This is a genomic window from Eisenbergiella massiliensis, assembly GCF_003435485.1.
Genome location: NZ_QVLV01000022.1, coordinates 1 through 23,818, shown reverse-complemented (window position 1 = coordinate 23,818; position 23,818 = coordinate 1). Strand labels below are relative to the sequence as shown.

The following is a 23,818-nucleotide window of genomic DNA, read 5'->3' as shown; positions in this document are numbered from 1 at the left end:
TCTCAGTTGTTCACTCTGATGCCATGCGCGCGTAAAGAGGGCATTGTAACGGTTCTGGTATTTTGTGCTATCCGATAGTAAGTGTAGCTATTTTCGATAAAGCTGTGTAAAAATTTATAGTATTTGAATTATAAAAGTTCTCCGTATCGGGTGTCATTGGTTTGCTTTATATCGAACCGGAACGAAAATTAAAAAAAGACTATAAACATGTAATCATATATTGACTGGTACAAATATATATGATAATGTAAAAAAAAGAGAAGACAAGTAAGTAGTCTGTTTAATTGGTTGGTATAAAAGAATGCATTTATAATTAATTCTAGGGTAAAAGTATGTATAAAAAAAGAAAAGTGTTTACATTAGCCTTAACTTTAATCTGTTTATGCGGCACTATATCAATTCCTGTAAATGCCAAGGAAAAAACGGGAGAATTATGAAAAGTAAAATGATTATTGCGGTTACTGCCTTTTTATTATTTTTATTTTGTATGCTTACAGTTACATATTATGCTAAAAGAAAAATTAACGAACCTGTTGACAATTATAATTTTGATTACAGCACCTGTCTGAATTATAAAGTTAAAGATAATTATGGCCAGCCGGGACATGAAAGGTTTAGGACGATACTGCATCGTGAAAATACATTCGCACAATATGTCAAACTGCTTGAAGAATTTAACAGCGCGGATAATTTCCGATATATTGAAGCACATGACGTACTGCTGCAATATGTGGGACTTTATCCAAATGGGGATTCTTTTATTCCCGGTTACGGGTCTTTATCTGAAGAAGAACTAGAATCATTCATAAATCAGAGGGCAAAAGCAGAAGATGGAAGTATCATACATATTACCAACATAAAGGGAGCCTTAATCAGCGAGAAGGCCTTTACGGAGGATTTATCCTTGCAGGCCCATGTTGTTCGTGGAAACGCCTTTTCTGCATCAGACTTTTTGTACAATGGAAATAGAATTCCTGTTCTTTTGGGATATGATTATCTGGAACTGTATCAGATTGGTGACGTAATTACCGTGCTTTATGCAGGCTATCCTTTAGAACTTAAAGTGATAGGCTTCCTGGATAATACATCATCGGTTCATATAGGGAGCACTGACATTTCCTTAGATACTTATATATTACTGCCAAGTTTTGATATCGAAGCAGAGTATGCAAAGAATAATCAGATTTTTTCTAATTTGCATTATTCCCATAAGACCAGAGGATTTTTTACCGTGACAAAAAATGTGGAGGAAGCCATTAATGAATTTGAAGAAATAGTTGAAAAATCAGGGCTGGATTATGTTTATTTTCCATTGCCTGAGTAAATCCCTGGTTATAACCAACGGATGCTTCTTAATATTTTTTTCAGTAATGGGATAAAATATTATTCTTTCTGTTCCGCCATTTTAAGTTCTTTCCGGACAACAATCAGCATAGTAACAAAACAGGCAGTGCCGCCGATAAAGTTGGAGATGGGTTCCGCCAGGAATACGCCATTTACGGCAGGGGTAATCCATCTGGGCAGCAGGATGGTTAGCGGGGCGACAATGACAACCTTACGCAGCACAGAGAAGAAAATAGCATATTTCGCCTTCCCCAGCGCCTGAAATACAGTCTGGCCTGAAAATTGCAGGGACATCATAAAAAAACCAAAATAATAAATCTGCATGGAGGGGACTGCCGCTTCCACCAAATCCGCCTGGGTATTGAAAATATGGATAAAAAAGACGGGGAACAGGTGCAGGATACCCCAGATTGCGGTAGTATAAACGATACAGCTGACGGCCATGAAACGGATGGCCGTTTTTATCCGATCATATTTATCCGCGCCGTAGTTAAAGCTGATAACAGGCTGGGAGCCGTTTGTAACGCCGGACACAGGCATGGAGACGATTTCGCGGATGGAGTTGATAACCGTCATGACGCCTACATAAAGATCCCCGCCGTAGATGGAGAGCGTGGCGTTACATACCACCTGCACAATACTGTTGGTGATTGCCATCATGAAATTGGACAGCCCCAGAGTGGTGATATCGCGGATGGTTTTGCCGCAGGGACGCATACAGGATACACGGATGCGCAGGATGGCCTTCGGGCTGGTAAGGAATCGCACGGTCCAGGCTGCGGAAGCGAACTGTGAGATAACGGTGGCGATTGCCGCCCCCTGAATTCCCATACCCAGTGTAAAAATAAAAAAGGGATCGAGAATTATATTCAGCACAGCGCCGATGAGCGTGGTGACCATACCCACCCGGGCAAAGCCCTGGGCATTGATATAGCTGTTCATTCCCAGACTTACGGTGACAAAGACGCTGCCCAGCAGGTAAATGGAAAGGTAGCTGTCTGCAAAGGGAAACGTAGCGTCACTGGCGCCGAAGGCGTATAAAAGAGGTTTTTTAAACAGCAGCCCTATGATGGTGAGCAGCAGCCCGGTGCACAAAAGCATGGTAAAGGCGTTGCCTACAATTTTTTCCGCGCCCTTAGTATCCCCCTTGCCTCTTGCGATGGAGCAAAGCGGCGCGCCGCCCATCCCGAACAGATTGGCAAAAGCGATGACTACCGTGATGATGGGCATGGAAAGCCCCAGTCCGGTAAGGGAAAGCGTGGCATGCTCAGGGATGCGTCCGATATACATACGGTCAACGATATTATAAAGAATGTTAATCAGCTGGGCGAGGGTCATCGGAAGTGCCAGTGAGACGATATTTTTAACTACGCTGCCTTTGGAAAAATCATTTTTTGTATTTTCGGGAATCATAATCAGCCTCTTTTGTTTTTTTATAATTTCTGTTATAGTGTGATTATATGCTTGCATTTTGCCTTTGTAAAGGCGGTGCAGGTTTCCTTTTGCCCGGAAGCGTGACGGCAGTGCGGGTTCTCTTTGCAGCTTACGGTAGCTGAAGATACCGCAGCCGTGTGGGGGAAGGGCCTGTATCCTATGGGGCGCTGCATAGATAACACATCAGAAAGACGAGGTTTTTAAATGGCAGCACGTGTTCAGAATATGACGGAGGGAAAGCCCTTAAGGCTTATCCTGGCTTTTTCCCTTCCGTTGATGATAGGGAATGTTTTCCAACAGCTGTATACCGTGGTGGATACCATGGTGGTGGGACAGGCGCTGGGGGTCGGGGCGCTGGCGGCACTGGGGGCGGCGGACTGGCTGAACTGGATGATTCTGGGAACCATTCAGGGCTTTACCCAGGGCTTTTCCATAAAAATGTCCCACGAATTCGGTGCAGGGGATTACCGGAGGCTGCGCAAGACGGTGGCCAATTCCATCCTGCTGGCAATTCTTACCTCACTGCTGCTGCTTGTAGCGAGTGAGTTTCTGGCCAGGCCGGTCCTGGAGCTTCTGCAGACGCCGGATACGATCATTGATGATTCGCTGAAATATCTGCGCATCATGTTTGCCGGGATTCCGGTGGTGATGGCTTATAATATTCTGGCGTCCATCCTGCGTGCGCTGGGTGATGGCAGGACTCCTCTGTATGCCATGATTGTGGCCGCGGTGATAAACGTGGCGCTGGATCTTTTGTTTGTACTGGGCTTTCACTGGGGGATTCAGGGTGCGGCGGCAGCGACGGTAATCGCACAGCTGTGTTCCGGAATTTTCTGCCTTCTTGCCATCAGCCGGGTGGAGGTGCTGGCTTTTACCAGGGAGGACTTCAAAATGGAAGGGACTCTCTGCCTGTACCTGATGAAGCTGGGGCTTCCCATGGCATTCCAGAATGCGATTATTGCGGTGGGCGGTATGATTGTCCAGTTCGTAGTCAATGGCTTCGGCGTATTATTTATTGCCGGCTTTACGGCAACCAATAAGCTTTACGGCATTCTGGAGGTGGCGGCCACCTCTTACGGTTATGCCATGGTTACCTATGTGGGACAGAATCTGGGCGCAAAAAAAATAGACCGTATCAGCAAGGGAATGCGCTCCGCGCTGATCGTGGCCATGGTTACGTCTGCCGTGATTGCGGCGGCCATGCTCCTTTTCGGCAAGGCGGTTCTGGGCTGTTTCATTTCCGGTTCGCCTGAGGATGTGGCGGTGACGATGAATATCGCATATCATTACCTGGCTATCATGAGTGTTTTCCTTCCTATCCTTTATGTCCTGCATGTTACCCGTTCGGCCCTGCAGGGGATGGGAGATACGCTGCTTCCCATGGCCTCCGGCATTGCGGAGTTTGTTATGAGAACCGGCACGGCAATTCTGCTTCCTGTGTTCCTGGGGGAGGAGGGTATCTTTTATGCGGAAATTCTTGCCTGGATCGGGGCGGACGTAATCCTGGTAACCAGCTATTATCTGCGGATGAAAAAAATGAAGGCCTTACAGAGTTCCTGATATGAAATACGGCGGAGCTATACTGCCAAAACCGATTGAAAAAACGGGCGGCTTCCATCGATGGGTGGAGGCTGCTTTTTTGTAACAATTCAGCCTTCGGCCAAACTGTTACTTTTTTTCTATACTTATTTATTTTCTGACTTGCAAAATGCAGGCATTAATTATATAATTTAGAGAGAACTCAATTATTTTAATAAAATCTAAATTATGCATCATGAATGCAGACTGATTCCTGTATAATTTTAGTCATGTGCGCCAGAGCGCACGGATGGGAGCAAAAAATGGAGAAACAGCTTAAATTCAATGAACCCTGGATTGCGCAGCGGGCGGACCCGTATATCTGCCGCCATACGGACGGTATGTATTATTTTACCGCATCCGTGCCTGCTTATGACAGAATCATCCTGCGCAGGGCGGACAGTCTGGCCGGGCTTGCGGACGCTGAAGAAATCACTGTCTGGAAGAAGCATGAAAGCGGCATCATGTCGTACCACATCTGGGCGCCGGAGCTGCATTATCTGGAAGGAAAATGGTATTTGTATTTTGCGGCGGGCGAAGCGGAAAATATCTGGGCAATCCGTCCTTATGTGCTGGAATGTGCGGATGCGGATCCAATAACCGGTACCTGGAAGGAGCTAGGGAAAATGCAGTGCGCGCCGGAGGATGAATTTTCTTTCAGGGCCTTTTCACTGGATGCCACGGTATTTGAATGCAAAGGAAGCCATTATTATGTCTGGGCGGAAAAAGTGGGCGTGGGCAAAATGATTTCCAATCTGTACATAGCGCGTATGGCTGCGCCGAACCGTCTGGAAACCGTGCAGGTGCTGCTTACCACACCGGACTATGACTGGGAGAGAGTAGATTTCTGGGTGAATGAGGGACCGGCCGTAATCAAACGCGGCGGCAGGATTTTTCTCACCTATTCCGCCAGCGCTACCGGAGCCTGCTATTGCATGGGCATGCTGAGCGCTTCTGAGGACGCGGATCTCCTTGATCCGGCTTCCTGGACAAAGGAACGGTATCCGGTGCTGGCTTCCGATGAAGCCCTTGAAATTTACGGGCCGGGGCATAATTCCTTTACCACGGATGAAGAAGGCGGCGATATCTGCGTTTATCATGCCAGGAAGGAAGCTGTCATTGAAGGCGATCCGCTGTACAATCCCAACCGTCATACCATGCTTATGAAGGTACAGTGGAGTGAAGAAGGAAAACCGGTATTTTCTTACCGCTAAACAAACTGCGGCAATTCAGATCTGCCTGACCAGTTACAAACTGCGGGGCAGCTGTTCCGGCGCCGGCGGCGGTAAAGCCCGGGAAAAGCAGCCGGACACGCTACACGTGTAAAATCAAATACCCCGCTGCAAGCAACGGGGTATTTGACCCTCGCGGCAGTCGCCAAATATCCATGCAAGCATGGATACTTGGCTCGTTGCTCACGGGAATAAAAAGAAAAGGGAGAACAAGGCAATGGCAAAAATTTTCATCAACGAAAAGAAGAAACAGGGACACATCAATCCGGAAATTTACGGACATTTCAGCGAGCATCTGGGACGCTGTATTTATGAAGGCCTCTATGTAGGGGAAAACTCGGATATTCCCAATGTGAACGGCATGAGAACGGACGTGGTGGAAGCGCTGAAGGAAATGCAGATTCCGGTACTGCGCTGGCCGGGCGGCTGCTTTGCTGATGAATACCATTGGAAGGATGGCATTGGGCCTAAAGAAAAACGGAAAAAGATGATCAACACCCACTGGGGCGGCGTCGTTGAAGACAACAGCTTCGGAACCCATGAGTTTTTTGAACTGTGTGAGCAGCTGGGCTGCAAAACCTATGTAAACGGCAATGTGGGCAGCGGTACGGTTCAGGAAATGTCCGAATGGGTGGAGTATATTACTTTTGAAGGCGTATCCCCTATGGCGGATCTGAGAAAGCAGAACGGCCATGAGAAGCCCTGGAAGATTGATTTCTTCGGCGTAGGCAATGAAAACTGGGGCTGCGGCGGTAACATGACGCCAGAGTATTACGCGAATCTTTACCGCAGATATCAGACCTATGTGCGTCAGTATCATCAGGACGCCCCTATTTATAAGGTGTGCGGCGGCCCTAACGTGGCTGATTATCACTGGACCGAAAAGGTGCTGGATACCTGTGCGCCCACACCGTCCCGTCTCATGAACGGTCTTTCCCTGCATTATTACGTACATCCGGACGGATGGGATGAAAAGGGAAGCGCAACAAAGTTTGACGAGAAAACCTGGTTTAAAACCATGGCTAAGGCCCTCTATATGGAAGAACTGGTTACCCGTCACGGCGCGATTATGGATCAGTATGATCCGGAGAAAAAAATCGGCCTGATCGTGGACGAATGGGGCGACTGGTTCGATGTGGAGCCGGGCACAAATCCGGGCTTTTTATATCAGCAGAACACCATGCGTGATGCACTGGTTGCCGGAATCACGCTGGATATTTTCAACAAGCACTGCGACAGGGTAAAGATGGCCTGCATCGCCCAGATGGTGAACGTACTGCAGTCCGTAATCCTGACGGAAGGCCCTAAAATGCTCAAGACTCCCACCTATCATGTATTCCATATGTATAAATACCATCAGGATGCGGATCTGGTGGAAAGCTATATTGAAGGGCTGAAGGAAGTGGGAGAGGATGAAATCCGCGTTCCTTCCCTTCATGAATCCGTATCCGTATCCGCAGACGGGACCGTCAACCTGACTCTGAATAACCTTTCCGTGACGGAGGAGAGCGAGGTGGAGGTAAGCTTTGCAGAATTGAAGCCCTCCAGTGTTACTGCCAGCATCCTTACGGAAAAAATGGATGCCTATAACACCTTTGAAGAACCGGATCGCGTGAAGGAAGTGGAATTCACCAATTATGAGATTACGGAAAACGGCGTGAAATTCAGCGTTCCCGCATCAAGCGTGGTACTGCTTCGCATCCGTTAAGCAAAGGAAAGCAGGCAGGAGCGGCTATGGAAACAGACGGTAAAAAGCATTGCCTGAAATGTCTTCTCCGGGAGATGGATCAGGATGCATATTTTCAAAACCTGCATGATTACATTGCCAACCTGGATGAGGATATCAAAGCGGACGGCGTGCTTTATGAAGAAAGGCTCGCCGTCTGCAAGCAGTGTGACATGCTACTTCAGGGGATGTGCAGGGCCTGCGGCTGCTTTGTGGAGCTGCGGGCCGTGATTGCTGTGAACAGCTGTCCCTATGACAAGTGGTGAGATGTAACAGTCCGAACGGTTACGGGGGCTGCAAAACAAAAGGAAGCTGTGCCAGACAGGCTTGACGCGGCGGAAGAAAAAAGGAATTTCCGCGGGGGTAGAGAATGCTTCATATCAAATCACTGGAGGAGGGGCTGGATATTTTTAAGGCCCTTGGCTCCGACATCCGTATAGAAATCATCAGAATCCTTCTTGAAAACAGGGATATGAATATGAATGAGCTGGCCTCCAGGCTTAAGATTACCAACGGGGCGCTGACCAGCCATGTGAGGAAGCTGGAGGAATGCGGCATTATTACCGTAACCAGCGAGTCGGCAGGGCATGGCAACCAGAAGAAGTGCTCAGTAGCCCTGGATAAAATTCTGATAGAGGTGGACAGCCCCGCACAGAATAAGAATGTATATGATACGGATTTGAAGGTGGGGCATTTTACCGGCTTTGAGGTGTATCCCACCTGCGGGATGGCATCGGCGTCAGCGTTGATTGGAGAAGTGGACGATATCAGGTATTTTGCCCATCCGGACAGATATAACGCAGATATTCTGTGGTTTACCAAAGGATATGTGGAATATGTGATACCCAATTTTATCCCCTTCGGAAATAAAATTAATCAGATATCGGTATCCCTGGAGCTGGGAAGCGAGGCTCCGGGGGTGAATAATGTATGGCCGTCGGATATCAGTTTTTACCTGAATGACGTACTGCTGGGAAAATGGACTTCCCCGGGGGATTTCGGGGATGTAAGAGGCGTATTCACGCCGGACTGGTGGTATCCCAACTGGAACCAGTACGGCCTGCTTAAGTTCCTTGTCATTAATGATAAAGGGACCTTCATTGACGGGATTCAGATTTCCAAAGTTGATATCAGCCGTTTTCACCTGGACTATAGGAGCAATATCCGCCTCCGCTTCGCCGTGGACGAAGCTTCGGAGCATGTGGGCGGCCTGACGATATTCGGGAAATCATTCGGTAACTACAACCAGGATATTCATGTGAAGATGAGCTACAGTGAACCGGAGGAATAAGCGCTTTAATAAAGCAGAATTGTTGGAAACGTTTTTGCGCGGAGGCAGCTGTTGTTCGCAGAAAATCACCTTTCAATAAAAAAACAGTCCAAATATTCAAAAAATATATGGATAGGGAGGCCGAAGATTTCCGGCTTCCCTTTTTTGTTGCCGGAACACTCCCAGTACTGTACTGGAAAAATGTTTCTGTAGTTTCTCGGATGAAAAATATCCTCCTGAAATGCCTGGCTTGTCTGCCGCCGCAACCATTTTTTTATTTATCACTAAAATCATTTATTTGCTCCCACCAAGTTTCTTCTTGACACACTCATTTTACTGGAGTAGAATAAAAATATATTCTACTGGAGTAAAATGAAAGATAATGAAAGGCATATCATTTTTACTCCGCTTGCAAAAATTAATGACAGCGCGGAAGTATGCGCAGACAGGAGTGGATATGAACGGAAAATTATTTGATTCGGAACGCCGGGTAATGGAATGTCTCTGGGACGAGGGAGATCTTTCTGCCAAGGAGATCGCGGAGCGTCTGAATAAGAAGGTTGGCTGGAGCAAGACCACCACCTATACCATCATCAGGAAATGTGTGGAAAAAGGAGCGGTTGCCCGTAAAGAACCGGGATTTATCTGCCATGCGCTTCTCAGCAGGGAAAGCGTAAGGGAACAGGAAACGGAAGAACTGATCCAGCGGAATTACGACGGTTCGGCGGATCTCCTGGTAGCCTCCCTTTTGGGGAACAGGAAGCTTTCCTCTGAGGAAATCAGCCGGATGAAGGAAATGATTGAAAAGTGGAGGTGACGTCATGGATGTATTGGTCAAAATGAGCGTAAGCGGGGCGGTATTGATAGCGGTAATCGTCATCGTCCGCGCTCTGGCAGTCAACCGGCTGCCGAAAAAGGCTTTTCTGTGGCTTTGGGCCGCTGCATTTTTCTGCCTGATGATTCCGGTAAGGCTTCCGTCGCCTATAAGCGTTTACAGGCCGTCGGGACAGCTGGAACGGCTGGCAGTCCGCCCGGGGCTGCTTTTGTCGGAGGCTGCGGGCCAGGCGGCGTCTGAAGCTTCGGGGGCCGCGGCGGTAATGGCGTCACATTTGTCCGTCTGGCATGGGATCTGGATTGCCGGGGCGGTATTGCTGGCAGCTTTCTTCCTTGTGGGACACCTGCGGGGCCGCAGGGTTTACAGTGCGTCGCTGCCTGTGGAACAGCCCTTCGCCAAGGCCTGGCTGGAAGAAAACCGCATCAGGCGGCCGGTACAGATACGGTATTCAGACAGAATTGAATCACCGCTGACTTATGGTTTTTTGTGGCCGGTACTTCTGGTTCCTGCGGATATGGACTGGGCGGATGAGGAAACGGCGGCTTTTATTCTGTCTCATGAAATGTCCCATATCCGAAGATTTGATGCGTTTACCAAATGGCTTCTGGCGGCGGCGCTGTGTATACACTGGTTTAACCCGCTCGTATGGGCCATGTATATTCTTGCCAACAGGGATTTGGAGCTGGCCTGTGACGAGGCGGTAATCAGGCAGTACGGAATGCAGGCCTGTCCCTCCTACGCGCTGGCGCTCCTTGGCATGGAGGAGAAGAGGAACCGTCTGTCCCCGCTGGCTTCCAGCTTCAGCAAAAGTGCCCTGAAGGAACGGATTGAAGCCATCATGAAGGCGAAAAAGCTGACGAAAGGAAGCATTGCGGCGGCCCTCGTGGTTGTGGCGGCGGTTATCAGTATTTTTGCCACCGCCGGAATTGGTTCAAATCGCCCGGCTGTCAGAATCGAGAATATGGATAAGGAGCCGGTAGCGGAGGCCGAAGAAAACAGTCATACGCTGAAAAATACCTTATACCAGGAGTATGGCTGGGAAGACAGATACGACCGGGATTATCCGATGGAAAAAGAAGGCTATACACAGGAGGAGTACGATAAGCTCATGAAGGCATTAAAGCCGGAGGGCTATGAGGAAATGTCCATCGCCGCATTCAACAGCTTTATTAACAAGGCGCTTACGGAGGATGAAAAAGGGAGGGACGGCCTGTATTATCTGTTTGAACAGGTGGCTTCTTATATAGAAAATACAGATCCGAATGCGGGATATCTGCGTAATACGATACCTGCTTCGCTGGAGGAATACCAGACCCGCCTGAACGAGGTATATTCCGGGAAACAGATGGATCCTCAGTTTTCAGCAACGGCGGAGGCTGTCAGGACGGAGGACGTTTTTGGTGATGCGTATCCGGCAGGAGGGCTGTGGCTGGAATATTCCTTCACCTACCGGATTCTGGATCAGGACAGCCTGACCGTAGGAGAACGGGATGCTTTCCTGCAGCAGGTGATGCAGGCGGCACAGACTCTGCTGGAAGAGGAACAGGAGCAGGGGCATACGGAACAGGAATTCCAGGCCCTTCTTGACACGGCGGGAAAAGAGCTTGCCAATGAAAAAATCGGTTTTACGGGCTGCGAAGTAAATTATCTGGAGAAAGAATAAAATGTGCGCTAAAGCGCACGGATAGGAGCAAAGCTGAAAGAAAGACGCTTTCAGCTCCCTGAATAAAAGGTGCGCTAAAGCGCACAGATAGGAGCAAACATGAAGAACAGAAAAGCAGCGGGCGCGGCTGCCCTGGCCGTTGTGCTTTCCATACTGCTGACCGCCTGTGCATCCTCGCCGGGGACCTCCGGAAAACTGGAGATAGATCCGGAACAAACCGCGCAGGCTGATAGCGCGGCGGACAGCAGTGCAACAGGACAGACAGAGGAACAAACCGCGCAGCCGGAGACGGAACAGGCCGGGAGCGGGGAAGCGCCGGATACCTGGACGGGCAGCACAGGCTACCGTCCGGGCCGGAACAGTTTTTTCTTTAGAAGCGGCAAATATAAATATACGGAAACAGACTATGCGCTGATACAGTCCTTCCATACGGCGGACTATGGACAAATGAGTGTGGAGGAGTTCAACCGCATGGTCATGGACTGGGATGACGAGGAGGCATATCACAGGACGGAGGAAAGCTTTCAGCGCATTTTTACCACCCTTGAGGAAGAGGACGCCCTTTATGGCTTTGTCCATGGAACGCTGTCCAATACATGGGACGAATGTGACCGCAGGCATTATGAAACGTGTCAGCAGGAAAAAAATCCCTGGCATTCAGGGGAAGCATATTGTGAAACCTATGGAGATGTTTTTGGGGATGAGGTGCTGCTTACCGGAGCCTATTGTGATATTTCATATGATTATGAAATCCCGGATACATCAGCCATAACAGTGGAACAACGCGACAGCCTGCTGGAAAACATCGATAAGGAAATGCAGACGTTTCTGGAAAAACAGGATGCCGGGAAGCTGAAGGATGAAAAAAACATGGAAAAAACGCTGGATGACGAGCTGGGCCGTATCCTGGAGAAGCTGGAGGGCGGCCTGGCCTGGGGCGGACAGAAGGAAATCTGCTATTATTGGGACAGCAGATATGATGAGTGGGACGATTCAAAGGACTGGGAGGATGAGGAGGACGAAGAAGAAAAGTATACGCCTCAGGAAAAATACGACCTTGTGCTGAAAGCCCTGAAACCGGACGGCTATGAAAAGATGTCCCTGGCTGAATTCAACCGGAAGACCCATGCGGCATTATCGGAATATGACGAGATTATGGATATTTCTTATTTATATGAAATGGTTTTGATGGAGCTGGAGGAAGAGCAGAGCCGGATTACCAATAAGACGGATGCCGATGTGAAATTCCTGCAGACCACGGTCAGCAACTCCATGGATGAATATTATGCTGCAGAAAGGTCACTGTATGCCAGGAAACAAATCGATCCCGAATATGCCGTGTCCATCAACGCTTCCCGAAAGGAGGATGTATACGGCGATGAAGTTGTGGTGGAGCTGGCGGAAGGCTATTATTCCTTTACCTACCATATCCTGGATGCGGATAAACTCACCGTTGCCGAAAGGGATAAGTTCCTGGAGGATGTGGTTTCAGAGGTACAAAAACGGGTGGACAATGCGGATCGTGGACAGAAGCTGGATGAAGCCTTCCTGAAAAAGACGATTGACGAGGCCGGAAAAGCCGCGGGGAACGCATATATCGAATATACAGGCTGCACCATTGATTATATGGAACAGTACGAATGGGATTAAATACGGATACAGCTATAATAATGAAGTGATAAAAATAAAATATACAAACAATACAGCCCGGGGGCCTTGCCCCCGGGCTGTGCTGCTTGCTATACCTCAGATTACCCCATAACTGCAGTTACATGATACTCTTTCTTGCCTTCTACGAAAGGAACCACATTTCCTTCGATAGTTTCTCCGTCTACGATAAGGGAGGAAACACCTTTTTCCAGATGGCCGGGGTTCTTTACCTCAATATGATAAACTGCGCCGCGGAAACGTCTGGTGATGGTGAAATCACCGAAATCTGCGGGCACGCAGGGATTGATGCAAAGACCGTCCAGGCTGGGCTGGATACCCAGGATATACTGGGAAATATTCACGAAGGTCCAGGCAGCGGTGCCGGTGAGCCAGCTGTTCTTGGCTTCGCCGAAGGTTGCCGCGTCGCGGCCGGCGATCATCTGGGAATAGCAGTAAGGCTCGGTCCTGTGGATTTCACTGATTCCCTCCAGATAAGCGGGACAGGTCTTTTTGTATATTTCAAACGCCCTGCCGCCTCTTCCGATAACGGTTTCCGCGATGGATACCCAGGGATTGTTATGGCAGAAAATACCTGCGTTTTCCTTGTATCCCGGCGGATAGGAGGTGATTTCGCCAAGCTCCAGATGATAACGGGTATAGGCGGGCTGCAGAAGCATGATGCCGTACTTGCTGTCCAGCCGCTCCTTTACGCTGTCAAGCGCCTGCTGCGCCTTGCCTTCCTTAACACCCACGCCTGCCAGGACGCAGAAGCCCTGAGGCTCTATGAAAATCTGTCCCTCTTCACATTCGGAGGAGCCCACCTTCTGGCCATAAGCATCATAAGCGCGCAGGAACCAGTCTCCGTCCCAGCCGGCCTGAAGAAGCGTGTCATACATGGCGGCTACCTCCCTGCGGGCATCCTCGGCAATCTCCTTTTTGCCAAGGCTTTCTGCGATCGCAGCGTATTCCTCTCCGTATTTTACGAACATGCCGCCGATGAAAACAGATTCCGCAACAGGCCCCTCGCTGGGGCCGAAGGTCTGGAAGGATTCTCCGGGCTGTGCGGAGAAGCAGTTCAGGTTCAGACAGTCGTTCCAGTCAGCGCGGCCAATGAGGGGAAGCCCGTGAGGACCCTTATGGGTTACGGTAAAACGGAAGGAGCGGGTCAGATGCTCAAACAGGGTGCCTTCGCCGCCGTCGTCAAAGGTTACCACCTCATCCAGAATTGAAAAATCTCCGGTTTCTTTAATATAAGCGCTGGTGCCCGCAATCAGCCACAGAGGGTCGTCATTGAAGCCGCCGCCGATATCCGCATTTCCTTTTTTGGTAAGCGGCTGATACTGATGATAGGTGCTGCCGTCGCCAAACTGTGCGGAGGCGATATCCAGGATACGTTCCCTGGCCCGTTCGGGAATCAGATGCACGAAGCCCAGCAGATCCTGACAGGAATCACGGAAGCCCATGCCGCGGCCGATGCCGGATTCATAATAGGAAGCGCTGCGTGACATGTTAAAGGTTACCATACACTGATACTGGTTCCAGATATTTACCATGCGGTTGACTTCTTCACAGCCGGACTGGATCTGATATCCGGAAAGCAGCTCCTGCCAGTATTCCTTAAGCTGTGCATAAGCTTTTTCCACATCATCGTCGGACTGATAACGGGAAAGCAGCTCGTGAGCTTTTGTTTTGTTGATGATGCCGGGAGCTTCCCATTTTTCTTCCTCTTTGTTTTCCACATAAGCCAGGACGAAAATAAAGGAGCGGCTTTCGCCGGGAGCCAGGGTGACATTGATCTGGTGGGAAGCGATGGGGGACCAGCCGTGGGCAACGGAATTGGAAGCCTTGCCGTTCATGACAACCGCCGGATCGGAGGGGCTTCTGTAGGCGCCCAGGAAGGCGTCCCTGCTGGTGTCAAAACCATCCACCGGACAGTTGACGGAATAAAGCGCATAATGGTTGCGGCGCTCTCTGTACTCTGTTTTATGATAAATGGTGGAGCCTTCAATCTCCATTTCCCCGATGCTTAAATTCCGCTGGAAATTCTTCATGTCATCGTCCGCATTCCACAGACACCATTCCACATAAGAAAACAGGGAAAGCTCTTTCGCCGCGCTTCCGTTATTGGTCAGGACCAGACGGCTGACCTCGCAGGAATCATTCAGCGGAACAAAGGAAAGCACCTGGGCGCTGACCTGGTTCAGGCTGCCGGTAAAACGGCTGTAGCCCAGGCCGTGGCGGCATTCATAGGAATCCAGAGTGCGTTTCACAGGCTGCCAGCCCGGATTCCACACATCCGCGCCGTCTTTGATATAGAAATACTGACCATTGTTGTCATAAGGCACGTTATTGTAACGATACCGGGTCAGACGCAGAAGCTTGGCGTCCTTATAAAAGGAATAGCCTCCGCAGGTATTGGAAACCAGTGTAAAGAAATCCTTGCAGCCCAGATAATTGATCCAGGGCAGCGGTGTTTCGGGGGTGGTGATGACATATTCACAGCTGGCGTCATCAAAAAAACCGTATTTCATGCTTGACCTCTCATTCCGCCGTCATCCGGCAAATAATAATCCTGTTTTGCAGCCGCGCCTTATTTCCATGGCCGTCTGCTTCCCTGCTATGTTTACGAAAACGATTAAGTAACGGAGTGGAAAATCCTCCTGTAGTTTGGATTATATAGAATACCCCGGGCATTTTCAAGAGGGAAAACCTAAAATTATAAAATTTTACCGGCCTTCATGCAGGTTCCTGTTCCCACGGAATAAAGAGAGGGTGAAGGCAGCGGAAGAATAAAAAGAAAAACAGCTTGGAGAAAATGTATATTTTTTATAGGTTCTTTTGGTTATATATAACAAAAATAGGCAAGGTTACGGAAAAAGAAAAAGTTGCTATTGAATTACCCTGTAAAAATGATATATGATAGTATTGCGAAAACGATTAAGGTAAGTAGAACGGCGGAAGGGCAACAATTTGACCAGGACTGGACGGTTTCGGCGGAAGGGCACAAGCCAGTCCCGCCTGCACTGTTACAGCAAAAGGAGAGTGGCATATGGTTTCCATGAAAGATATCGCAGAAGCCTGCGGCGTTTCCGTGGCGTCCGTGAGCAAGGCGCTCAATAACCATACCGATATCGGAGAAGAGACCAGGCAGCTGATCCGCCGGACGGCAAAGGAAATGGGATACTTCCCCAATTCCGTAGCCAGGGCCCTGAAAACGAACAGAAGCTATAACCTGGGCGTCCTGTTTACCGACGAGGCGAACAGCGGGCTGACCCATGATTACTTTGCCAGCGTGCTGGAAAGCTTCAAGGAAACAGCGGAAAAAAATGATTATGACATCACCTTTGTCAACCGGAACCGGGAACGGCGCAGGAAAATGACCTATCTGGAGCATGTCCGATACAGAGGCTTCGACGGCGTGGTCATCGCCTGTGTGGATTTTGAGGACCCGGAGGTGGCCCAGCTGGTGGCCAGCGACATTCCGGTGGTCACTATCGACCATATTTTCAACAACAGGATTGCCGTGATGAGCGACAACGTGAAGGGCATGCAGTCGCTGCTGCGTTATATTTACAGCTGCGGGCACAGGCGCATTGCCTATATCCACGGGCATCCCTCTTCGGTTACAGGCAGCCGTCTGTCTTCCTTTTACAAGACGGCGGAGGAGCTGGGGCTTAAGGTGCCTGATGAATATGTGCTGGAGGCAGGCTACCGGGATACCGACGGGGCCGCGGCGGCGACGCAGCAGCTTCTCGCGCTTCCCTGCCCGCCCACCTGCATCCTGTATCCGGATGATTTTGCCTGCCTGGGCGGCATGAATATGCTTCGGGAAAAAGGCCTGCGCATTCCGGAGGACATTTCCATCGCGGGCTACGACGGCCTGCGCATCGGACGGCACATGGATCCGAAGCTGACCACCCTGAAGCAGGATACGCAGAAGCTGGGAGGCTATGCTGCCGAAAAGCTTATCAGCCTCATTGAACACCCCAAAACCAGCGTGCCCGAAATCCTTGTGGTGGAAGGCGAAGTTTACGAAGGCAGATCAGTAGGGAATATCGGATAATTTTTTTAAAAAAGAAAGAGAGGAAAAGAACATGAAATTTACGGAAGGGTATTGGCTGCGCAGCGAGAAAGCGAACATTCTTTACGCATCACAGGCCTATGAGGTTCAGGAAATCCCCGGCGGCATGCGTGTGCTGGCTCCGGTGGGCTATATCAGCTCCAGGGGCGCCACGCTGAACATGCCTACGATCACAGTGGAGTTCACCGCGCCCATGGAGAACATCATAGCAGTGAGAGCCTGGCATCACGAGGGCTATGAAAAAAGAGAGCCTGTCTGCCCCAAGCATCCCCAGGCACAGGCTGTACAGGTGGAAATCGGCGAAGAAGAAGCCGTAATGACCGCAGGAAAGGTTTCCGTGCACGTAAACCTGAAGGAATGGGGCTACCATTTCGAGGCGGACGGCAAGGTGCTGACAAGATGCGGCTTCCATAACCTTGGCTATGCGCGCTGGGACAGGACGCCGTCCACCATGTTCCCCGCGGACAATTATATGATGGAAAACGGAAAGCCTTATATGGTGAACGAGCTGTCCCTGCAGGTAGGCGAAAACGTATACGGCTTCGGCGAACGTTTTACCTCTTTTGTGAAAAACGGACAGGTAGTGGACACCTGGAACGAAGACGGCGGCACCGCTTCCCAGGTTGCCTACAAGAGCGTACCTTTCTATATGACCAACAAGGGCTACGGCATTTATGTGGACCATACAGACAATGTTTCCTTTGAGGTTGCCAGTGAAAAAGTGGAATATGTGGGCTTTTCCGTACCCGGTGAAGAACTGAAATACTGCTTTATCTACGGCCCCACACCCAAGGAAATCCTCAATGCCTATACCTCCTATACCGGACGCCCCGCGCTTCCTCCGGCATGGAGCTTCGGCCTTTGGCTGTCCACCTCCTTTACCACCAACTATGACGAAGAGACAACCAGCTCCTTTATCCAGGGAATGGCCGACAGGGATATCCCCTTAAGCGTATTCCATTTTGACTGCTTCTGGATGAAGGAATTCCAGTGGTGTGATTTTACCTGGGACAAGAGAGTGTTCCCCGACACCGAAGGAATGCTGAAAAGATATCATGACAGAGGCCTGAAGATCTGCGTATGGATTAACCCCTACATCGCACAGGGAACCCCCTTCTTTAAGGAAGGCGCCCAGAACGGCTATCTTGTAAAAAGAGCGGACGGCAGAGGCGTATGGCAGACCGACAACTGGCAGGCCGGCATGGGACTGGTTGATTTCACCAACCCGGATGCCTGCAGATGGTATGCGGATAAGCTGAAGACCCTGCTGGATATGGGCGTTGACTGCTTTAAAACAGATTTTGGCGAAAGAGTTCCCGTGGATGTGGAATGGTTCGACGGAAGCGACCAGGGAAGCATGCACAATTACTATACCTACCTGTACAACCAGTGCGTATTCAACCTGCTGAAGGAAGTGAAGGGAGAAGGCGAAGCCGTCCTCTTTGCAAGAAGCGCGGCGGCGGGCGGACAGCAGTTCCCCGTCCACTGGGGCGGCGACTGCTCCGCGAATTATCCGTCCATGGCGGAAACACTGCGCGGCGGCCTTTCCTTTGCCATGTCCGGCTTCTCCTTCTGGAGCCATGATATTTCCGGCTTCGAAAGCACCGCGACACCGGACCTGTACAAAAGGTGGGCGGCCTTCGGACTGCTTTCCTCCCACAGCAGGCTTCACGGTTCAGGAAGCTACAGAGTGCCGTGGGTGTTTGACGATGAGGCAAGCGATGTGGTACGCTTCTTCTCCAAACTGAAATGTACCCTGATGCCCTACCTGTACGCAAAGGCTGTGGAAGCCCATGAAGACGGCACGCCCATGATGCGCCCCATGGTATTCGAATACCCCTGCGACCCGGTGGCGGCATACCTGGAAACCCAGTATATGCTGGGTGATGCACTGCTGGTAGCCCCGGTTCTCAGAGAGGACAAAAAGGTACAGTACTACCTGCCTGAAGGAAGATGGACGGATTACTTTACCGGCGAGGTAAAAACAGGCGGCCGTTACTACGAAGGCGAGTACGATTACTTCTCCCTGCCTTTGTATGTAAAGGAAAACACCCTGCTTGCCACAGGCGCGGTAAACGACAGGCCCGACTACGACTACAGGGACGGCGCAACCCTTCACCTGTATGAGCTGGCTGACGGCGCTTCCTGTACCTGCCGCATGGTAGACGTAAAGGGTGCAGACGTATGCGCCATTACCGCAGAAAGAAAAGGCGGCGTTTACAGCTTTAAGGCGGACGGGGACATGAAAGGCCTCACCGTGATCCTCCACGGAATCTGTGCGGAAGGCGTAAAAGCAGAAAATGCACAGATACACACCGATTCTGTAAGCGGCTGTGTATCCGCAGCAATCGGCACAAGCACCCGCGAAGTCAAAATAACCGTTGAATAAAACAGAAATTTACACACAGCCTGGCCGGCAACCCATTACCGGCCAGGCTGTTTTTAGTTTTTTTTAATCCTTTTTTCATAAACCGTTTCCTTGTAATATACGTCCTTGTGGGGTATGATACGAATAGAAAGCAAAATAAGGAGAAAAAACAGATGACAAAATCAGAATTCCTGGACGCTCTGCGGCGTGCGCTGAACGGGAATATGGCGGCTGCATCCGTAGACGATAACATCAGATTTTATGACAGCTATTTTTATACAGAAGAAACAAAAGGAAGAAGTGAGGCGGAAATCCTTTCCGAGCTGGGAGATCCCAGGATTCTTGCCAGAACCCTGATAGATGCGGCTGACCGCGCAGGAGACGCCTACGCCCACGAAGCCAACGAGACACAGTTCAGGGGCGCATCAGGCACAGGCCCCCAGGATTCCTTCAATGAAGAAACCTTTACCCGGAGAGGTGCCGGCACCGTCCATAAGGTACGCATGCCCGGCTGGCTCATAGCCATCCTTGTCCTCATGGCAGTGGTAGTGGTTATCAGCGTGGTAGGCTCCCTCATGTGGGCTATTCTCCCCTACCTCATTCCCATCATCCTGGTAATCTACATCGTAAAGCTCATCCGACGAAATTAAAAATAAAAAAATTCTTTGCATAAAAAAATGATTTTTTCAAATACTACTCCTGTAACAAAAATGAATCAGGAGGTTTACAATTATGTCTAAGAATGATTACAACCAGAACAACCAGAACAGTGAAAAGCAGAACCAGCAGAACAAGTCTGAGAATTCCAGCAGCAACAGCCAGAAGAATCAGAACCAGAACAAGAACAGCTACTCTGACTGCCACGACAACAACAGCAGCAACAGCAACAACAACAATAACAGCAATAACAGCAACAACAATAACAACAGCAAAAACAGCAGCAAAGAAAACAACTACTAATCAGTACACCTGAAAAGTAATCTCCGCCGCCCAAGCCCAACCGCAAAGGCCCGGCGGAGCTTAAAAACTGCAAAAAGCCGGGAAGCCCTGTGTAACCACACACCGCTTCCCGGTTTTTTATTTATTTCTCGGCCTTTTTTATCAGCGGCCTGCCACTACCCCAGGAATGAATCATTGCGCGTGGGCTGTCCGGGGATGCGGCGAGGGCTTTGAGGGGCGGACGGTGGGAGGGAGGGGCGCGGGGGTTTTTCAGGCTGCATATCAGACCATGGAGATGAGACTTAAACATTGTGGAAGGCTTTCCTGACACAATGTTTTGCCAAGGCTCATCGCAATGCCCGGTCTGACTGCAGCCTGAAAAACCCCCGCGCCCCTCCCTCCCACCGTCCGCCCCTCAAAGCCCTATGCCGCACACCCCGGACAGCCCACGCGCAATGATTCATTCCGTCCTCCCGCCACTTATGACAAAATTTCATTGACGCAGTGGAGAAATAAACGTAATATATAGCTATGAGAAAATTTGAGCTGATAGCCCCATGCCACTTTGGCCTGGAGGCAGTATTAAAAAAAGAAATTATTGACCTGGGATATGACGTAACGCTGGTGGAAGACGGGAGAATCACCTTTTTCGGAGATGAGGAGGCGGTGAGCCGTGCAAATGTATTCCTGCGCAGCGCGGAGCGTATTCTGATTAAGGTGGGAAGCTTTCATGCGGAAACCTTTGAAGAGCTGTTCCAGGGAACAAGGAGCCTCCCCTGGGAGGAATTTATCCCGTCGGACGGGAAGTTCTGGGTAGCCAAGGCGGCCAGCGTGAAAAGTAAGCTGTTCAGCCCCTCGGATATCCAGTCAATTATGAAAAAGGCCATGGTGGAGCGTCTGAAGGGCGTCTATCATGTGAGCTGGTTTGAAGAGGACGGCGCGCCTTTCCCTGTCCGCGTTTTCCTGATGAAGGACGAGGTGACTGTGGGACTGGATACCACAGGGGAATCCCTGCATAAACGGGGCTACCGGAAGCTGACGGCCAAGGCTCCCATTGCGGAGAACCTGGCGGCCTCGCTGATTATGCTCACCCCCTGGAGAGGGGACCGGATTCTGGTGGATCCCTTCTGCGGAAGCGGCACTTTTCCCATTGAGGCGGCCATGATGGCGGCTTCCATGGCGCCCGGCATGAACCGCAGCTTTACCGCCGAGGAATGGCCCTCGGTGGTGGGAAAGAGGAATTGGTATGATGCCGTGGACGAGGCGCGGGAAATGGTGGATCTGCAGATCGAAACCGATATCCAGGGCTACGATATTGATGATGCCATGGTTTCCATTGCCAGGGAAAACGCCAAGCTGGCTGGAGTGGACAAGCTGATCCATTTCCAGCGCCGCCCGTTATCCCAGCTGAGCCATCCGAAGAAGTACGGCTTCCTCATTACCAACCCGCCTTACGGCGAGCGCCTTGAGGAAAAGTCAGCGCTTCCCGCCCTCTATAAAGAGATTGGGGAGCGGTATGCGTCGCTGGATTCCTGGTCCATGTATCTGATTACCGCTTATGAGAATGCGGAACGGGACATCGGCAGGAAAGCGGATAAGAACAGGAAAATTTATAATGGAATGATGAAGACCTATTTTTACCAGTATATGGGTCCCAAGCCGCCCAGGCGGCAGAATTTACCGGATGGAAGGTAAGAAGCATGAGCAGAAGAATTATTTTTGCAACGGGAAATGAAGGAAAAATGCGGGAAATCCGCATGATATTAGGAGATCTGGACCTGCAGGTGCTGTCCATGAAGGAAGCGGGCATTGATATAGACATCGTGGAGGACGGAACCACCTTTGAAGAAAATGCGCTGATTAAGGCAAGGGCGGTGGCGGCCTGTGCAGGCAGGGACGACATTGTGCTGGCGGATGATTCCGGCCTGGAAATTGATTACCTGAATGGGGAGCCCGGCATTTACTCTGCAAGATACATGGGGGAGGATACCTCCTACCGCATTAAAAATGCCAATCTCATCGGCAGGCTGGAGGGCGTCCCCAAAGAAAAAAGGACGGCCCGGTTCGTATGCGCCATTGCGGCCGTACTGCCGGAGGCGGCAGAGGGAATCGTAGTAAGAGGAGTGATAGAAGGATATATCGGCTGGGAAGAGAAAGGCACCAATGGTTTTGGCTATGATCCCATCTTTTATGTGGATGAATACGGCTGCTCTACGGCAGAGCTGGACAGCGAGACGAAGAACAGCATCAGCCACAGAGGCAATGCGCTGCGCCTGATGAAGGAGCGGCTTGCCGGGATCCTGTAAGGATCCGGATACCAATGAGGAAAGAAGGTGCCATTAGATGAGGGTACTGATAATCAGCGATACTCATCGCAGAGATGACCGTTTTCTGGAGCTGATCAAACGAGTGAAGCCAATAGACATGCTCATACACTGCGGTGATTCTGAGGGAAGCGAAGACCTTTATCTGGAGTATGCGGGCTGCCCGGTGGAAATCGTGTCAGGGAATAATGATTTTTTTACGGATTTGCCCCGGGAGAAGGAATTCCAGCTGGGAAAATATAAGGTGTGGCTTACGCATGGACACAACTATTATGTATCCATGGGGAATTCCATGCTGAAGGAAGAGGCGCAGGCAAGAGGCGTTGACATTGTTATGTACGGCCATACGCATAAGCCTGTCATTGATATGGAAAAGGATATCACGGCGATCAATCCCGGCAGCCTTTCCTTTCCCCGCCAGGAGGGCAGAAGGCCTTCCTATATCCTGATGGAGCTGGATAAGGACGGACAGGCCCACTATCATCTGAATTATCTGTAAAAAACCGATGTAAAAAATTTTGTAAAAAAACTGGAAAAAAATTTGGAAATAGTGTTGACATCGGTCAAAAGGTATTATATAATAACTTCTGCGTCACGGCTAAGGGTGAGCAGAAAACGGGGTGTGGCTCAGCTTGGCTAGAGCGCCTGGTTTGGGACCAGGAGGTCGCAGGTTCGAATCCTGTCACCCCGATTTAATCCAGACACCAATATGCGGGTGTAGTTCAATGGTAGAACACCAGCCTTCCAAGCTGGATACGTGGGTTCGATTCCCATCACCCGCTTACGGCGAATTACCCGCTTGCGGGAAAGGAACCGTTTGAATACGCAGCTGGCTTTCAGCCAGATTGTCCTTTGCTTTTCAGAGCGGACAAGCGTATTCCGGCAGGTTTATCTACAGATGAATCTGCAATGCATTAGTCAGAATAGCCCTGTCGCATTATTGCCAGGCGTTCCCGTAATATGTGTTCGTAGCTCAGCTGGATAGAGCAACGGCCTTCTAAGCCGTGGGTCGGGGGTTCGAATCCCTTCGAGCACGTTAGTGGTTATGAGATTTCTCATAATCCATATGGTGGGTATAGCGCAGTTGGTTAGCGCGCCAGATTGTGGCTCTGGAGGCCAAGGGTTCGAATCCCTTTATCCACCTTCTTGGGCTATCGCCAAGCGGTAAGGCACAGGACTTTGACTCCTGCATTCGCTGGTTCGAATCCAGCTAGCCCAGTTGCAGAATGCTGAAAAGGAATCTTCCTCAATGGTTCTTTTTTTTATTCTCTTTTATGGGAATGAATAATTTTTACAACACAGGGCATCTTAATTGAAAATGGTATGGAGCACTAGCTCAGTCGGTAGAGCACCTGACTTTTAATCAGGTTGTCG

At 50.1% G+C, this 23,818-nt stretch carries 18 protein-coding genes and 5 tRNA genes; 21 read left to right on the top strand and 2 right to left on the bottom strand.

Annotated elements, in window-relative coordinates:
- Positions 1–433 precede the first annotated feature (433 nt).
- Positions 434–1,324: a hypothetical protein gene (locus tag DXC51_RS22935; RefSeq protein WP_025490451.1), complete on the top strand. Its 891-nt coding sequence runs from the start codon at positions 434–436 to the stop codon at positions 1,322–1,324.
- A 59-nt stretch (positions 1,325–1,383) separates the two neighbouring features.
- Here the strand turns inward: DXC51_RS22935 and DXC51_RS22930 are convergent, their stop codons facing one another.
- The gene (locus DXC51_RS22930) at positions 1,384–2,757 is read right to left on the bottom strand and encodes an MATE family efflux transporter (RefSeq protein ID WP_117531130.1); all 1,374 of its coding nucleotides are present in this window, start codon (positions 2,755–2,757) and stop codon (positions 1,384–1,386) included.
- A gap of 225 nt (positions 2,758–2,982) precedes the next feature.
- Between DXC51_RS22930 and DXC51_RS22925 the strand changes: the two genes are divergently transcribed.
- The 8 genes from DXC51_RS22925 (at position 2,983) to DXC51_RS22885 (ending at position 12,732) form a co-directional block, all read left to right on the top strand.
- Complete coding sequence (locus DXC51_RS22925) at positions 2,983–4,338, top strand: MATE family efflux transporter (RefSeq protein ID WP_025490452.1); 1,356 nt, start codon at positions 2,983–2,985, stop codon at positions 4,336–4,338.
- 281 nt (positions 4,339–4,619) lie between these two features.
- Complete coding sequence (locus DXC51_RS22920) at positions 4,620–5,570, top strand: family 43 glycosylhydrolase (protein ID WP_025490453.1); 951 nt, start codon at positions 4,620–4,622, stop codon at positions 5,568–5,570.
- Between the two features lie 235 nt (positions 5,571–5,805).
- On the top strand, positions 5,806–7,296 hold the full coding sequence (locus DXC51_RS22915) for an alpha-N-arabinofuranosidase (protein ID WP_025490454.1): 1,491 nt from the start codon (positions 5,806–5,808) through the stop codon (positions 7,294–7,296).
- A 26-nt stretch (positions 7,297–7,322) separates the two neighbouring features.
- The gene (locus tag DXC51_RS22910; RefSeq protein ID WP_021638821.1) at positions 7,323–7,580 is read left to right on the top strand and encodes a DUF6171 family protein; all 258 of its coding nucleotides are present in this window, start codon (positions 7,323–7,325) and stop codon (positions 7,578–7,580) included.
- Between the two features lie 104 nt (positions 7,581–7,684).
- Positions 7,685–8,605: an ArsR/SmtB family transcription factor gene (locus DXC51_RS22905; protein WP_025490455.1), complete on the top strand. Its 921-nt coding sequence runs from the start codon at positions 7,685–7,687 to the stop codon at positions 8,603–8,605.
- A gap of 436 nt (positions 8,606–9,041) precedes the next feature.
- Positions 9,042–9,401: a BlaI/MecI/CopY family transcriptional regulator gene (locus tag DXC51_RS22895; RefSeq protein ID WP_025490457.1), complete on the top strand. Its 360-nt coding sequence runs from the start codon at positions 9,042–9,044 to the stop codon at positions 9,399–9,401.
- Between the two features lie 4 nt (positions 9,402–9,405).
- A complete protein-coding gene (locus tag DXC51_RS22890; RefSeq protein WP_025490458.1) occupies positions 9,406–11,082 on the top strand; it encodes a M56 family metallopeptidase in 1,677 nt (558 codons plus the stop codon).
- A 99-nt stretch (positions 11,083–11,181) separates the two neighbouring features.
- Positions 11,182–12,732, top strand: coding sequence for a hypothetical protein (locus DXC51_RS22885; RefSeq protein WP_117531132.1), 1,551 nt, complete (start codon positions 11,182–11,184; stop codon positions 12,730–12,732).
- Between the two features lie 101 nt (positions 12,733–12,833).
- On the opposite strand, the gene DXC51_RS22880 is transcribed toward DXC51_RS22885, so the two are convergent.
- On the bottom strand, positions 12,834–15,263 hold the full coding sequence (locus DXC51_RS22880; protein WP_025490462.1) for a glycoside hydrolase family 94 protein: 2,430 nt from the start codon (positions 15,261–15,263) through the stop codon (positions 12,834–12,836).
- Positions 15,264–15,781: 518 nt separating this feature from the next.
- On the opposite strand from DXC51_RS22880, the gene DXC51_RS22875 reads away from it, so the two are divergent.
- The 12 genes from DXC51_RS22875 to DXC51_RS22825 all read left to right on the top strand — a co-directional run bounded on the left by DXC51_RS22875 (position 15,782) and on the right by DXC51_RS22825 (position 23,663).
- Positions 15,782–16,795: a LacI family DNA-binding transcriptional regulator gene (locus DXC51_RS22875; protein WP_025490463.1), complete on the top strand. Its 1,014-nt coding sequence runs from the start codon at positions 15,782–15,784 to the stop codon at positions 16,793–16,795.
- 31 nt (positions 16,796–16,826) lie between these two features.
- The gene (gene yicI, locus DXC51_RS22870; protein WP_025490464.1) at positions 16,827–19,202 is read left to right on the top strand and encodes an alpha-xylosidase; all 2,376 of its coding nucleotides are present in this window, start codon (positions 16,827–16,829) and stop codon (positions 19,200–19,202) included.
- A gap of 152 nt (positions 19,203–19,354) precedes the next feature.
- Positions 19,355–19,831 (top strand): DUF1700 domain-containing protein, encoded by a 477-nt coding sequence (locus tag DXC51_RS22865; protein WP_025490465.1) that lies wholly within the window; start codon positions 19,355–19,357, stop codon positions 19,829–19,831.
- Positions 19,832–19,913: 82 nt separating this feature from the next.
- Positions 19,914–20,141, top strand: a complete 228-nt coding sequence (locus DXC51_RS29670; protein WP_049942407.1) for a hypothetical protein — start codon at positions 19,914–19,916, stop codon at positions 20,139–20,141.
- A 510-nt stretch (positions 20,142–20,651) separates the two neighbouring features.
- The gene (locus DXC51_RS22860) at positions 20,652–21,815 is read left to right on the top strand and encodes a THUMP domain-containing class I SAM-dependent RNA methyltransferase (RefSeq protein WP_025490467.1); all 1,164 of its coding nucleotides are present in this window, start codon (positions 20,652–20,654) and stop codon (positions 21,813–21,815) included.
- 5 nt (positions 21,816–21,820) lie between these two features.
- Positions 21,821–22,426: an RdgB/HAM1 family non-canonical purine NTP pyrophosphatase gene (gene rdgB / locus DXC51_RS22855; RefSeq protein ID WP_025490468.1), complete on the top strand. Its 606-nt coding sequence runs from the start codon at positions 21,821–21,823 to the stop codon at positions 22,424–22,426.
- A gap of 37 nt (positions 22,427–22,463) precedes the next feature.
- Positions 22,464–22,943: a metallophosphoesterase family protein gene (locus DXC51_RS22850; protein WP_021635409.1), complete on the top strand. Its 480-nt coding sequence runs from the start codon at positions 22,464–22,466 to the stop codon at positions 22,941–22,943.
- Positions 22,944–23,060: 117 nt separating this feature from the next.
- Positions 23,061–23,135 (top strand) — tRNA-Pro (locus DXC51_RS22845).
- Between the two features lie 20 nt (positions 23,136–23,155).
- A tRNA-Gly gene (locus DXC51_RS22840) sits at positions 23,156–23,226 on the top strand.
- A 180-nt stretch (positions 23,227–23,406) separates the two neighbouring features.
- Positions 23,407–23,480, top strand: a tRNA-Arg gene (locus DXC51_RS22835).
- 33 nt (positions 23,481–23,513) lie between these two features.
- Positions 23,514–23,587, top strand: a tRNA-His gene (locus tag DXC51_RS22830).
- 4 nt (positions 23,588–23,591) lie between these two features.
- A tRNA-Gln gene (locus tag DXC51_RS22825) sits at positions 23,592–23,663 on the top strand.
- The last annotated feature ends 155 nt before the right edge of the window (positions 23,664–23,818 follow it).